Here is a 13399-nt window from a genome sequence, read left to right as displayed (position 1 = left end):
CACCCGCCTGGCGCGCCGCCTGCTGGCGCGCGGCGACGAAGTCTGGGCGCTGCGGCGCCAGCCGCCGAGCGCCGATGGTGATGGCGATGGCGATGGCGATGGCATCCAGTGGCTGCGGGGCGATCTCACCCGCCCCGACACGCTGCAGGGCCTGCCTTCCGGCATTACCCACCTGGCCTATCTGCCCTCCCCTGGCGCGCGCGACCCCGCCGTGTACCAGGCCGTGTTCCGCGCCGGCCTGCCCGCCCTGATGGGCGCGCTGGATACCGCCGCGCTGCAGCGCGTACTGTTCGTGTCATCCAGCGCGGTCTATGGCGAACACCATGGCGGCTGGGTGGACGAAACCACCCCCACCAACCCGGCCGGTTTCAATGGCCGCATTTTGCTGGACACCGAAAACTGGCTGGCCGCGCAACCGGTGTCATCCGCCAGCCTGCGACTGGCGGGCCTGTACGGCCCCGGACGCCTGCAACTGCTCGAACGCCTGCGCGCCGGCACCGCCCGTGCGCCGCGCCATCCGCCGCACTGGGCCAACCGCATCCATATCGACGATGCCGCCGCGGCGGCCGCGCACCTGCTGGCCTTGCCACAGGTCGATGACGTGTACGTCGGCTGCGACGACACCCCCCTGCCCCTGCACGAACTGTATGCCTACCTGGCCCATCTGGCCGGCGCGCCACAGCCGCCCGAAGGGCCGGCGCCCGCCCATGTAGGCAGCAAGAAGCTCAGCAACGCCCGCCTTCGCTCCAGCGGGCTGGTACTGCAGTGGCCCGACGCGCGGGCCGGCTACGCGGCGCTGCTGGCCTGAACACCGGCCACTGTCAGCGGCCGGTCCAGCCCGGGCGCTGCTTGGCCAGGAAGGCCTCGATGCCGATACGGAAGTCGCGGCTTCCATAGCATTCACGCACCAAGTCGTCGTTGCGGGGCAGCCCGTCCACCGTCAACCGGCGAATGGTTTCCTTGGCGGCCTTGATCGTCAGCGGGGCATTGCCCGCCAGCCGCTGGCACAATGCCGCCACTTTGCCATCGAGGGCATCCGGCTCGACGACATCGTGCACGAACCCGCAATCACGCGCCTCGACCGCGCCGATGGTCTCGGCCAACAGCAACATGCGCTTGGCGCGCGATGCGCCGAAACCTGCCACCACACGGGCCGTATTGGCACTGGACAAACAATTGCCCAGAGTACGGGCGATGGGCACGCCAAAGGTGGCGCCGGGCGTAGCCACACGGAAATCGCAGGCCGCCGCCATGGCCAGGCCGCCGCCGATGGCATAGCCATCGATCACCGCCACGGTGGGAAACGGCAGGCTCTCCAATAACTGCACACGTTCGTCGATGGTTGCCTCGTAGCGGATACCGTCGTCGCCCGACTCGAAGGCCAGGAACTGCTCGATATCCGTACCCGCCACGAAAGCCTGCCCGCCCGCGCCGCGCAGCGTGGCGGCGCGGATGTCGTCGCGCTGGCGCAAGGCCTGGCAGATGGCGGCCAATTCATCGTACATGACCCAGGTCATGGCGTTGCGTGCTTCCGGCCGGTCGAACACGATGGCCGCGATGCCGTCGGAGACGGCGAGGTGGACTTTTCCCTGACTCATGCGAATGCTCCCGACGCCTGCAGTTGCTCGAGCTCGGCCGACTGGATACCCAGTTCGGCCAGCACCGACTGGGTATGCTCGCCCAGCAACGGCGGCGGCATGCGCACCTGCTGCGGCGTGCCGGACAATTTCACGGCGAAGCCGATATTGGGAATCGACCCCTCGACCGGATGCGCGATGTCCAGCCGCATGGCCCGGTGCCGGGCATGCTCGCTTTCGAAGGCCTCGGGGTAGCTCTGCATGGGGCCAGCCGGAATGCCCGCCTGCAGCAGCGCCTCAGTCCATTCGGCGCGCGTGCGGGTACGGAAAGTCTGTTCCAGTTCTTCGATCAGGATCTCGCGATTGGCCAGCCGCGACGCAATGTCCTTGAAGCGGGCATCGTCCAGCAGCTCGGGCCGGCCGATGGTGTCGCACAGCAGCTTCCATAGCTTGTTGTTCGTCGCGCCCATCACGAAATAGCCGTCCGAGGCTTCCACGGCCTGGTACGGTGCGCTCATGCGGTTGGCGGTACCCAGCGGCGTAGGCACCTTGCCCGTGCCCCAGTATTCCGAAATGTCCCATACCGAAAAAGCCATCGCCGAATCGAACAGCGATGCGTCGATGAACTGGCCGTCTCCCCCGCGCGTCTTGCCGATATAAGCGGACAGCACCGCGTAGGTGGCGAACAGGGCGCAGCCGATGTCGGCCACCGGCACGCCTGCCTTGACCGGCGGCCCGCCAGGATGGCCGGTGACACTCATCACGCCCGACATGGCCTGGGCCATCAGGTCGTAGCCCGGCCGCTGCGACCAGGGGCCGCTTTGGCCGAAACCCGAAATACTGGCATACACCAGGCCTGGGTTGATCTCGCGCAGCGTGTCGTACCCCAGGCCCAGGCGCTGCATCACGCCGGGCCGATAGTTCTCGACCAGGATGTCGGCCTGCTCAACCAGGCGCAGCAATACCGCACGCCCGGCCTCGCTTTTCAGGTTGAGCGTGATGCTGCGCTTGTTGCGGTTCAGGTTCATGAAGCCCAGGCTGTCATCGCCCTTCATCTTGAACCCCATCGCGCCGCGGGTCTGGTCGCCGGTGTTGGGCGGCTCTACCTTGATGACGTCCGCCCCCATGTCGGCCAGCAGCATGGTGCAGTATGGGCCGGCCATCACTTGCGTCAGGTCGATGACCCGCACGCCCGCCAGCGGCTGCGGACGGGAAATTGCGGATGATGCGGTGGACTTGGCTTGATTCATGATGAGGTTCTCGCTTCTGGTGCCGGGATGGCGGCGTTGCCGCGCGGCCGGCCGTCCGCAGGGTCAAGGCTGGGCGGGCGGCTGGTCGCGCTGAATGGATTCCTTGGCGATATTCACGACCGTGCCCGCGACGTGCGCCTTGAGCAGCCGGCCCAGGCGTTCGGCATCGCGCGCCTCGAAGGCCTCGATAATGGCCTCGTGTTCGCGTACGGCGCGGTCCCAGTTGTCCTGCGACTTGCGGCGCACGTAGCGCGCGTGATGCACGCGCATCAGGATCTGTTCATAGAAACTGGTAAGCACCGCGTTGTCGGCGATTTCGAAGAACGCGTAGTGGATCGCGCGGCCGTACTTCAGGTACGACACTTCGTCGCCGGCCCGATAGTGCTCCAGCATGGTGTCGTGCATGGCGCGTACCCGCGCGATATCATCCGGAGTAGCCCGGCGGCATGCGGTTTCCCCGGCCACGGCTTCCAACGCGGCCATTACCGGGAAATGCTGCTCGACTTCGTCTTCGCGCAACACGGCCACGATGGCGCCACGATTGGGCAGCAATTGCAGCACGCCTTCGGATGCCAGTACTTTCAGGGCCTCGCGCATGGGCGTGCGCGATATGCCGAAACGCTTGCACAATGCCTGTTCGGGCACTTTATCGCCAGGCTTGAGCTCGCCCCGGATGATCAGCGCCCGCAAATTCGCGGTCAACGTGTCATGCAGGCTGACGCGCACGATTTTTTCTGAGGTGTCGGGGTGGTCCATAATGGGTTCGATCCGATGGAAACCGATACGTTACCGCGCCGCCTGGCGGTATCAACCCTCTTTCGCCACCGCGGCTGGCGCCGTGCCCGCCGGCTTGCCGCGATGCACCAGCCGGCGCCACAATGGCGCCACGACCGGCACGGCCAGCAGCAGGATGCCCACCACCATCATGGTGCCCACCAGCTTGTTGGCCCAGAAAATGCCGGCCTGCCCGCCGGAAGACAGCATGGCCTGGCGGAAAGCGTCTTCGGCCTTGTCGCCCAGCACCATCGCCAGCACGAATGGCGCCAGCGGATAGTCCAGTTTCTTGAATACGTAGCCGGCCGCGCCGAATATCAGGGCCAGCCAGATATCGAATTCCTTGCTGGCGACCGTGAACGCCCCGGTCAGGCAGACCACCGCGATAATGGGGCCGATCACCTTGAATGGAATGCGAAGAAAGGCTGCGAACAGGGGGACGGTGGCCAGCACCAGCACCATGGCGATGACATTGCCCATGTACATGCTGGCGATCAGCCCCCAGACGAAGTCGGGACGCTCGCTGAACAGCATGGGTCCGGGCGACAGGCCCCAGATCATCAACCCGCCCATCATGACGGCCGCGGTGGCCGACCCGGGAATCCCCAGCGTCAGCATCGGCAGCAAGGCGCACGAACCCGCGGAATGATCGGCCGCCTCCGGCGCCACGATACCCTCGGGTTCGCCTTGGCCGAACTTGTCGCCGTTGCGCGACATGCGCCGCGCCATGCCATAGCTGGTGAACGATGCCGCTGTGGGCCCGCCTGGCGTGATGCCCATCCAGCACCCGATCAGCGTGCTGCGGATGACGGTGCGCCAGTAGCGCGGGATCTCGGCCAGGGTGGCCCATATCTCGCGCAAGGGCATGCGGGCCTTGGCGCCCTGGAATTTGGTGCCTTCCTCGATGGTCATCAGCAGTTCGCCCAGGCCGAACAGCCCGATCACGGCTATCAAGAAGCTGATTCCCGAGATCAGCTCATCCAGCCCGAACGTCAGGCGGGCGCTGCCCGAAATCGTGTCGATGCCCACGGTGGCGCAGGCAAAGCCCAGCATCATCGACACCACCGTCTTGCAGGCGCCATTGCTGGACATGCCGATGAAGCCGGCGAACGCCATGAAGTACACGGCGAAGTACTCGGCCGGACCGAACTGCAGGGCGAAGGACGCCATCCAGTTGGCCAGCAAGGTGATCACCACCACGCCGCTCAGTGCACCGAAGCCCGCCGAGGCGAACGCCAGCGTCAGGGCTCGTGCAGTTTGCCCGCGCCGCGCCATGGGGTAGCCGTCGAAGGTGGTGGCCACCGATGACGGCTCGCCTGGAATATTGAACAGAATGGACGTGGTCGACCCGCCGAACAACGCGCCCCAATACATACTGGTCAGCAGGATGATGGCGCTGACCTGGTCCATGGTGAACGTCAGCGGCAACAGCAGCGATACGCCGTTGGGCGCGCCCAGGCCCGGCAGCACCCCCACCACCAACCCCAGCAGCACCCCGCCAACGATGATCAGCACATGCTGGAACGTCAGCGCAATACCGAAACCATGCAGCAGCTCGTTGAAATTACCCATCACACGATATCCTGTGAACCGGAACTCAGTAGATACCCAACAAGTTGAGCAAAGGCCCCTTCGGCAAAGGCAGCTGGAAGGCATATTCGAAGGCCACGAACAGAAAGGCCGCCACGCCGCCGCCCAGGGCTGCAGCCTTGTATGGCGCCAGGCCGCCGCGCCACCAGGTCAGCGCCGCCAGATATACCGCCACTGCCGGATACATGCCCGCCACAGTGCACAACACGGCAAGGCCCAGCAGGGTAAGCGCAAATATCGCGACCGCGGCCGCATGGCCGGGGGCGATGAAAGGCTGGGCCAGCCGGCGGCGCATGGCCACGGCGCGCGCCAGCGAGCCCAGGCTGCCCAGCAACAGCAGCACGCTGATGTAGAACGGGAAGTACCCCGATTCCGGCCCGGCGTCGCTCCAGCCTATGCCCAATTCGTGGGACGACCAGCCGATCAAAACGGCCGCCGCCGCCGTGGCGCAAGCCACCACCACTTCCATGGCGTAGCGGGAAATCATCGTCGTCATCTCCTGGGTGGAACCGGGCGGCCGCGCTGCCGCGCCGCCCGTCCTGGACCTACTTCTTGGCCCAGCCGTTCTCGGTATAGATACCCGCGTAGCGTGCCTGGTCCTGCTTGACGAAGCTGGACAGGGCATCGCCCGTGATCACGCGCGGTATCTGCGCGGCGCGGGCCACGTAGGCCTGCCAGTCCGGCGACTCGCTGACACGCTTGAACAGGTCCCGGTAGTACGCCACCGCATCGGGCGGCGTGCCGGCGGCCAGCCACATCATGCGCGGCTGCTCGAATACCGGCACATCCAGCCCGGCCTCTTTGCAGGTGGGAATATCGGACCACGATTCGGTGGCCGTGACTTTTTCCTTGCCCGGCATGCGCTCCGCGCTGAACACGCATAGCGGCTTTTGCTTGCCGGCGCGCCATTGCTCCAGGCTTTCGCTGGGATTGTTGACGTTGGCCTGGATATGGCCGCCTGCCAGCTGGACGGAGGTTTCGCTGCCGCTGCGGAACGGGATGTAGATGAACTTTGCGCCGATAGCATTCTGGATCTGCGACACCAGGGTTTCATCCGCTTCCTTGGCGCGCGCGCCACCTACCTTCATGCCGCCCTGCTTGGCGCGCTGGATGAATCCGGCGACATCCTTGATGCCCGATTCCGGGTTCACCCACAGCAGGAACGGGTCGAAGATCATGGTCGACACGGGCGTCACATCGCTGACGCTGTACGACAGCTTGGACGCGATAGGCAGTACATAGACTTCTTGCGTGCCGAAATACACCTTGTAGGGGTCGCCGGCGTTGCCCTTGGCGTAGATATAGGCTTCGGCGCCACTGCCACCGCCTTTGTTGGTGACGATGATGGGCGCTTCAGTGAGCTTGTTCTTGGTGATGACCGACTGGATGGCGCGCGCAAAGATGTCGGTGCCGCCCCCTGCTCCCGCCGACGCCACGAATTCGATGGGGCGCTCCGGTTGCCAGGCTTGCTGGGCCTGTGCCGCCGTGCCGGCCAGCGCCGCGCATGCCACCAAACCCACGGACCACAACTGTGTCGTGTTCATTGTCTCTCCAGAAGATGGATAGTGCCGCCGCTGGTACGGCGGGCTTCGCAGCGGATATGCATGCATCCGCCATCGCTTGTGTCAGTCCATGATATATGAATAATGCATTCATTATTCTTTATTCTTTTTAGGGTTTTCCATGACGAGGCAATGCGGCGTCCAAAACAAAGGGCCCCGAACGGGGCCCATGCACGCTAAGGATCAGGGGCTGAATGCGTTGGCCTGCCTGGCGTTCAGCGCCTATGACGGCGTTCCGCGGCCGGCCGCGCTTCGCGCCAGGCGATATAAATGCCGCTGCCCACGATGAACACCGCGCCCAGGCAATCCTGCAGGTCGGGCACGTCGCGCCACACCAGCCAGCCCAGCAATGACGCCCACAGCAGGCCGCTGTAGTCGAACGGCGCCACCACCGACGCGGGACCGATGCGAAAGCCCTGCGTGATGAAAGTCAGTCCCAGCGTGCTGAACAGCGCGATGCCGGCAAAATACGGCAGGTGCTCCCCCTGCAACGGCGTCCAGAAGGCCGGCGCCGCCACTGCGCTGCAGACCAGTTGGCCAGCCACGATATAGAACATGGTGGTCAGCATGCTTTCGGCCCGGCCGATGGCGCGGGCGCTCAGCATCATGGCCGCATACAGCACCGCCGTGGCCAGCGGATACAGCGCCGCCACCTGGAAGCTGGCCGACCCCGGGCGCACGATGACCAGCACGCCGGCGAAACCGGCCGCCACGGCCAGCCAGCGCTGGCCATCCACGCGTTCCTTCAACAGCACCACCGACAAGGCGGTGACGAATAGCGGCGCGGAAAAAACAATAGCCGACGCTTCAGCCAGCGGCAGCGCCTGCAGGCCCAGGTAGAAAAGCGTGGCAGACACAATATTGAGGGCGCCGCGCACCAGGTGCAGGCCCAGGTGCCGGGTACGCAGCGCCCGCCGCCCTCCCAGGGCCAGGACCAGCGCCCACACGAACGGCAGGGCGATAGCCGCGCGCAGGAACAGGATCTGCACCGGGCTGTAATACGCGCCCACCCATTTGGCCAGCGCGTCGCTGAACGTCAGGAACATGATGCCGGCCGACACACAGGCGATGCCGGCCAGCGGGGTGGAACCGGCCGTCAGGTTGCGCGCCGGCGTCATGCCCGGACGGCTGTCAGCGACTCAGGAAAAATACCCACGCAGCGCTCCAACGACTTTGCGGATGTCGTCCTGCGACACGTCCAGGTGGGTGACCAGGCGGGTGGGCCCGCCGTACACCGCGCGCATCAGGATGCCCTGCTCCTGCAGGGCGCGCGACAGCGCCTCGCAATGCGCGGCGGGAAACTCGGCAAACACCATGTTGGTGTTCTGTGCCAGCACACGCACCCCTTCTATACCCACCAGGCCTTCGCTCAGCAGGCGGGCGTTGTCGTGGTCCTGCGCCAGGCGATCGACATGGTTTTCCAGCGCATGCAGGCAGGCCGCGGCCAGCACGCCCGACTGCCGCATGCCGCCCCCCAATACCTTGCGCCAGCGGCGCGCCTCATCGATAAGCGCCCGGTTGCCCACCAGCACCGACCCCACCGGCGCGCCCAACCCTTTGGAGAAGCAGATCGACACGCTGTCGAAAGGCGCGCATACGTCTTGCGCCGGGCGCCCCGAGGCCACCGCCGCGTTGAATACGCGCGCGCCGTCCAGATGCAGGCCCAGACCGTGCTGGCGCGCGAAAGCGGCCGCCTGGTCGATATAGCCGGCCGGGATCACCTTGCCCTGGAAGGTGTTTTCCAGCGCCAGCAACCGAGTGCGGGCAAAGTGCGGGTCGCCCTTGGGCTTGATGGCGGCGGCCAGCTTGTCCAGCGGCAGTGTGCCGTCAGGGGCGTGTTCGATGGGTTGCGGCTGGATGCTGCCCAGCACGGCGGCGCCGCCGCCTTCGTATTTATAGGTGTGGGCCTGCTGCCCCACCAAGTATTCGTCGCCGCGGCCGCAGTGCGCCATCAGGGCGGCCAGGTTGCTTTGCGTCCCCGACGGAAAGAACAGGCCGGCTTCCTTGCCCGCGCGCTCGGCCACGGCCTGCTGCAAGCGCTGCACGGTGGGGTCGTCGCCCATCACATCATCGCCCACAGGCGCGGTAGCCATGGCCTGCAACATGGCGGCCGTGGGCCGCGTGACGGTATCGCTGCGTAAATCGATCATGAACGCTCCAGATAATTTCATACGCCGGCGGGCCATGCCTGCCGGACAAACTATGCCGCCTGCCTGGCCCGCGCGCCGCTCACGACCCACAAGCCCCCCAGAATGAGTGCCATGCCGGCAATCTCCACGAGTGTCGGCCGTTCGTCCAGAATCAGCCATGCCAGCAAGGTGGCCACGACCGGTACCCCCAGGCTGGACAGGCCCGCGATCGAGGCCGGCACACGCCGCACCACCGCCAGCCACAACAGCCAGCCCACCGCGGTGGCGACCAGCACAATGTAGAGCATGCCGGCCCATAGCTGCCAACCCCACTGGATGGGGACGTGCGGCACCCACAGCGCGGCGGGAATCGACAGCAGGCCGCCCATCAGCATCTGCCAGGCGGTGAATGTCATCAGATCGGGCGCATGGCGGTCGAACATGCGTTTGGACAGCACCGTGCCCAGGCCCCAGCAAAGGCCGCCGCCCAGGGCCAGCGCCACCGGCGCGAGATCGCCCATGCCGCCCCAGGGCTCCAGGAAGCACACAAGGCCGGCGGCCGCCAAGGCGATACCTGCCCCGTGGCGAGAGGTCGGCCGCTCGCCCAGCAAGGCCCAGGCAAACGCGATTACCCAGAATGGCATGGTGTACGCCAGCAGCGACACCTTGCCCACCCCGCCGCTCCCCAGGGCGATCTGCACCAGGATCTGGAACCCGGCCGTCTGCGTCAGGCCGGTCAACAGGGTCAGTTGCCACGGCGTCATCGCCAGCGGCTTGTGCAGGATCACCAGCAACCCGAACAGCACCAGGCTGCCCGACAGGTAGCGCAAGGCCACGACCTGGAACGGCCCTATGTAAGGCACCACCAGCTTCATCGATATCCAGCTGCCCGCCCACACCAGAATGGTGGTAAGCATCAAGGCCAACCCTAGGCGATCGAAATTGCTGCGGCTCACGGAAAACTCATCAAGAAAAAGAAAAGCGCCCGCCCGGCTCAACCGGGACAGGCGCCACCGATGATACTCCCGCGCGCCTGGAACGGTGCGCGGGGCAACGGCATTACACCGGCTTGGACAACTGGTCGAGAATGGCGGGGTTCTCTAGCGTGGAAACGTCCTGCGTCACTTCTTCGCCCTTGGCCACGACGCGCAACAGCCGGCGCATGATCTTGCCCGAGCGGGTCTTGGGCAGGTTGTCGCCGAAGCGGATGTCCTTGGGCTTGGCGATGGGGCCGATTTCCTTGCCCACCCATTCGCGCAGCTTCTTGGCGATGGCCTGGGCCTCGTCGCCCTCGGGCCGGGCGCCCTTCAGCACCACGAAGGCCACCACCGCTTCGCCGGTGGTGTCGTCGGGGCGGCCCACCACGGCGGCCTCGGCCACCAGTTCGTGCGCAACCAGCGCGGATTCGACTTCCATCGTGCCCAGGCGGTGCCCCGACACGTTCAGCACGTCGTCAATGCGGCCCATGATCCAGAAATAACCGTCGGCATCGCGTTGCGCGCCGTCGCCCGCCAGGTAGTAGCCACGCAGCTCGGGCGGGAAATAACTTTTCTTGAAGCGCTCGGGGTCGCCCCAGATGGTGCGGATCATGGCGGGCCAGGGGCGCTTCACCACCAGGAACCCGCCATTGCCCTGTTCGACGTCGCCACCGGTTTCATCCACGATGGCCGCCGCCACGCCGGGCAGCGGCAAGGTGCACGACCCCGGCTTGGTGGGGGTGGCGCCCGGCAGCGGCGTGATCATGTGGCCGCCGGTTTCGGTTTGCCACCAGGTATCGACGATGGGGCAGCGCTCACGGCCCACGTTCTTGTGGTACCAGACCCAGGCTTCGGGGTTGATGGGTTCGCCCACCGTGCCGATGATGCGCAGGCTGTCCAGGTCATAGTTGCGCGGATGCACATCGGGCGTGGCCTCGGCCGCCTTGATCAGCGAGCGGATGGCGGTGGGCGCGGTGTAGAAGGTGGTGACCTTGTGGCGCGCGATCATGTCCCAGAAGCGGCCGGCATTGGGGTACGTGGGCACGCCTTCGAACACAATCTGCGTCAGGCCGGCGGCCAGCGGGCCGTAGGTGATGTAGGTGTGGCCCGTGACCCAGCCCACGTCGGCCGTGCACCAGTAGATGTCGTCTTTGCGGGCGTCGAAGGTCCATTGCACGGTCAGCAATGCCCACAGCAGGTAGCCCGCCGACGCGTGCTGCACGCCCTTGGGTTTGCCGGTGGATCCGGAGGTATACAGGATGAACAGCGGGTGCTCGGCATTGACGGCCACCGGCTCGCAGGTGTCGGGCTGGTTGGCCTCGACGTCGTGCATCCAGAGGTCGCGGCTATCGTGCCAGGCCACATTGCCGCCGGTGCGCTTGTACACGATGACCTTGCTTACCGCATCGCAGCCGCCCATGGCGATGGCGTCTTCGACGGCCGGCTTCAGCGGGATGGTCTTGCCGCCGCGCACCTGTTCGTCGGCCGTGATCACCAGCGACGCGCCAACGTCCACGATGCGTTCCTGCAGGCTCTTGGCCGAGAAGCCGCCGAACACCACCGAATGGATGACGCCCAGCCGCGCGCAGGCCTGCATGGCCACCACCGCCTGGATGGACATGGGCATGTAGATGATGGCGCGGTCGCCCTTCTTGTAGCCCAGCGACTTCAGGCCATTGGCGAAGCGGCATACGCGAGCCAGCAGTTCGCGGTAGGTAACCTGGTCGACCTTGCCATCATCGGATTCGAAGATGATGGCGGTTTTGTCGGCATTGCCGTTGTCCAGGTGCACGTCCAGGCAGTTGGCCGACACGTTGAGTTCGCCGTCGCCGAACCAGCGGTAGAACGGCGCCTCGGATTCGTCCAGCACTTGCGTGAACGGCTTGATCCAGGTGAGGTTTTCGCGCGCTTGGCGCGTCCAGAAGCCATCGAAGTCCTGTTCGGCTTCCTGGCACAGCGCGCGGTAGGCATCCATGCTGGCGATGCGCGCGCCTTGCACGGCGCGCTCGGGCGGTTGAAACACGCGCGTTTCGACCAGGACGGATTCAATGGTATTGGACATGGTTGTCTCCGGATTCATGATTATGGGCATGCCTGCAACTGCTATACCCAACCGTATCGCCGCGCTCTTACGAGCACCTTACGGCGCCCGCGGGCTGGAGCGGCCCGCGGCGCCAGACTCGTGCGGCCAAGGCCTAAGAATACCAGCCGGCCGCAGCACCCCGCCTCAGCCCTCCCGCGCGCGGCGGGCCAGGCCCCCGCGCACATCGACGCGGGCCAGCAGCGCCAGGCCGCCCACGAAGAAAATGCCGGTCACCAGGATGGCCAGGCGATGGTTGCCGGCCGTCAGCCAGGTTACCAGGCCGTAGGTCAAGGGCCCCACCACGGCGGCCAATTGCACGGCGAAGGTCCACAGGGCAAAGAATTCGGCCAGTCGGCCCGGGGGCGCCAGCGCGCCCACCATGGCCCGCCCGGCGCTCTGGCTGGTGCCCATGCACAGGCCCGCCAGCACCGCCGCCACCCAGAACACCGGCACCGTGACGGCGGCATAGGCCACCAGCACCATCACGATCCAGCCGGCCAGCGTCATGGCCAGGGCGCGCTTGTGGCCGATGCGGTCTTGCAGGTACCCGAAGCCGAACGCGCCCACGGCGGCGCCGATATTGACGGTGAACACCAGCAGCATGATCTGCGGCATGGTAAAGCCCATGACCTGGTCGGCGTACACGGCGGCCAGCGTCACCACCACCGCGATGCCGGCCTGGTAGCAGGCGCCGCACATCAGCAGGCGGCGGAATTCGGGATAATGCGCGCCGGTATCGCGCCAGGCCGCCGCCAGCCTGCGCAGCATGTCGGGCGCGCGCACGGCAATCGCATGCGGCGCGGCCCGCTCGCGCAGCAGGAAAAACGACGGCAGGGCCGCCAGCGCGAACATCGTGGCGGTGATGACGATGACCCACGGCACATATTCCTGCGCCGTCAGGCCGCGCGATTCACCCAATGTGACGGCGGCCAGCGACAACCCCAGCGTGAGCATGCCGCCGCAATAGCCGAAGCTCCAGCCCCACCCGGATACCCGGCCCAGCGCCGCGGGCCGCGCCAGTTCGGGCAGGAACGCCGCCACCACCGATTCGCCGATGCAATAGCAGTAGTTGGACAGCGCCACCGCCGCCAGGGCCAGCCACACATCGCCCGGCCCGGCCTGCGTCAGCAACAGGGTGGCCAGCACGCAGCCTGCGGTGCTGGTGAAAAGCAGGCGCCGCTTGGCCGCGCGCGCGTCGGCGCGCGCGCCCAGGGTCGGCATGGTAAGCATGATGGCCAGATAGGACAGCGACAGGGCGGCTGTCCAGGCCAGGGTGGCCCAATCGGCGCGCCCCCCCACCACGCTGACGAAATACGTGCTGAATACGGTAGTGAGTATGACCGTGGTGTAGCCCGAGTTGGCGAAGTCGTACATGGCCCAGGCCCAGACTTCGCGCCTCCGCACGCCCGGGTTCAGCGCGCCGGCCAGCCGCCCGGCGGCATGCGGGGCGGCTGCGG

12 protein-coding genes are annotated in these 13399 nt (G+C 66.3%); 1 reads left to right on the top strand and 11 read right to left on the bottom strand.

All coding sequences use genetic code 11. The annotated features are described in order from the left end of the window. Positions 1-7 precede the first annotated feature (7 nt). Entirely contained in the window at positions 8-808 is an 801-nt protein-coding gene (locus LPZ50_RS13235; protein ID WP_230661946.1) for an NAD-dependent epimerase/dehydratase family protein, read from the top strand. 13 nt (positions 809-821) lie between these two features. Here LPZ50_RS13235 and LPZ50_RS13230 read toward each other — a convergent pair whose 3' ends face one another. The 11 genes from LPZ50_RS13230 to LPZ50_RS13180 form a co-directional block, all read right to left on the bottom strand. After that, a complete protein-coding gene (locus LPZ50_RS13230) occupies positions 822-1598 on the bottom strand; it encodes an enoyl-CoA hydratase/isomerase family protein (RefSeq protein ID WP_230661944.1) in 777 nt (258 codons plus the stop codon). Next, complete coding sequence (locus LPZ50_RS13225; protein WP_230661943.1) at positions 1595-2827, bottom strand: CaiB/BaiF CoA transferase family protein; 1233 nt, start codon at positions 2825-2827, stop codon at positions 1595-1597. The genes LPZ50_RS13230 and LPZ50_RS13225 overlap by 4 nt, the downstream gene beginning before the upstream one ends. Positions 2828-2890: 63 nt before the next feature. Then, entirely contained in the window at positions 2891-3583 is a 693-nt protein-coding gene (locus LPZ50_RS13220) for a GntR family transcriptional regulator (RefSeq protein ID WP_230661942.1), read from the bottom strand. A 51-nt stretch (positions 3584-3634) separates the two neighbouring features. After that, positions 3635-5173: a tripartite tricarboxylate transporter permease gene (locus tag LPZ50_RS13215; protein WP_230661941.1), complete on the bottom strand. Its 1539-nt coding sequence runs from the start codon at positions 5171-5173 to the stop codon at positions 3635-3637. Positions 5174-5198: 25 nt separating this feature from the next. Beyond that, positions 5199-5678: a tripartite tricarboxylate transporter TctB family protein gene (locus LPZ50_RS13210; protein ID WP_230661940.1), complete on the bottom strand. Its 480-nt coding sequence runs from the start codon at positions 5676-5678 to the stop codon at positions 5199-5201. 58 nt (positions 5679-5736) lie between these two features. Further along, the gene (locus LPZ50_RS13205) at positions 5737-6735 is read right to left on the bottom strand and encodes a tripartite tricarboxylate transporter substrate binding protein (RefSeq protein ID WP_230661939.1); all 999 of its coding nucleotides are present in this window, start codon (positions 6733-6735) and stop codon (positions 5737-5739) included. A 233-nt stretch (positions 6736-6968) separates the two neighbouring features. Beyond that, a complete protein-coding gene (locus tag LPZ50_RS13200; RefSeq protein WP_230661938.1) occupies positions 6969-7871 on the bottom strand; it encodes a DMT family transporter in 903 nt (300 codons plus the stop codon). A gap of 21 nt (positions 7872-7892) precedes the next feature. Then, on the bottom strand, positions 7893-8903 hold the full coding sequence (ltaE, locus tag LPZ50_RS13195; RefSeq protein WP_230661937.1) for a low-specificity L-threonine aldolase: 1011 nt from the start codon (positions 8901-8903) through the stop codon (positions 7893-7895). A 50-nt stretch (positions 8904-8953) separates the two neighbouring features. Continuing rightward, positions 8954-9838: a DMT family transporter gene (locus tag LPZ50_RS13190; RefSeq protein ID WP_230661936.1), complete on the bottom strand. Its 885-nt coding sequence runs from the start codon at positions 9836-9838 to the stop codon at positions 8954-8956. A gap of 103 nt (positions 9839-9941) precedes the next feature. Continuing rightward, on the bottom strand, positions 9942-11921 hold the full coding sequence (gene acs / locus LPZ50_RS13185) for an acetate--CoA ligase (protein ID WP_230661935.1): 1980 nt from the start codon (positions 11919-11921) through the stop codon (positions 9942-9944). Between the two features lie 165 nt (positions 11922-12086). Beyond that, positions 12087-13370 carry an MFS transporter gene (locus tag LPZ50_RS13180; RefSeq protein ID WP_230661945.1) on the bottom strand — a complete coding sequence of 428 codons (1284 nt, stop codon included), beginning with the start codon at positions 13368-13370 and terminating at the stop codon, positions 12087-12089. Between the last annotated feature and the right edge of the window lie 29 nt (positions 13371-13399).

This window comes from Bordetella petrii, from assembly GCF_020991325.1.
Lineage (GTDB): Bacteria > Pseudomonadota > Gammaproteobacteria > Burkholderiales > Burkholderiaceae_B > Bordetella_A > Bordetella_A petrii_E.
Note: the sequence above shows the minus strand (reverse complement) of the source record. Positions and strands in the feature narration are given on the sequence as shown.

Excerpts from the sequence above, each read along its gene's own strand:
- LPZ50_RS13230 (WP_230661944.1), bottom strand. The coding sequence starts at position 1,598 with ATGAGTCAGGGAAAAGTCCACCTCGCCGTCTCCGACGGCATCGCGGCC.
- LPZ50_RS13225 (WP_230661943.1), bottom strand. The coding sequence starts at position 2,827 with ATGAATCAAGCCAAGTCCACCGCATCATCCGCAATTTCCCGTCCGCAG.
- LPZ50_RS13220 (WP_230661942.1), bottom strand. The coding sequence starts at position 3,583 with ATGGACCACCCCGACACCTCAGAAAAAATCGTGCGCGTCAGCCTGCAT.
- LPZ50_RS13215 (WP_230661941.1), bottom strand. The coding sequence starts at position 5,173 with ATGGGTAATTTCAACGAGCTGCTGCATGGTTTCGGTATTGCGCTGACG.
- LPZ50_RS13210 (WP_230661940.1), bottom strand. The coding sequence starts at position 5,678 with ATGATTTCCCGCTACGCCATGGAAGTGGTGGTGGCTTGCGCCACGGCG.
- LPZ50_RS13205 (WP_230661939.1), bottom strand. The coding sequence starts at position 6,735 with ATGAACACGACACAGTTGTGGTCCGTGGGTTTGGTGGCATGCGCGGCG.
- LPZ50_RS13200 (WP_230661938.1), bottom strand. The coding sequence starts at position 7,871 with ATGACGCCGGCGCGCAACCTGACGGCCGGTTCCACCCCGCTGGCCGGC.
- ltaE (WP_230661937.1), bottom strand. The coding sequence starts at position 8,903 with ATGATCGATTTACGCAGCGATACCGTCACGCGGCCCACGGCCGCCATG.
- acs (WP_230661935.1), bottom strand. The coding sequence starts at position 11,921 with ATGTCCAATACCATTGAATCCGTCCTGGTCGAAACGCGCGTGTTTCAA.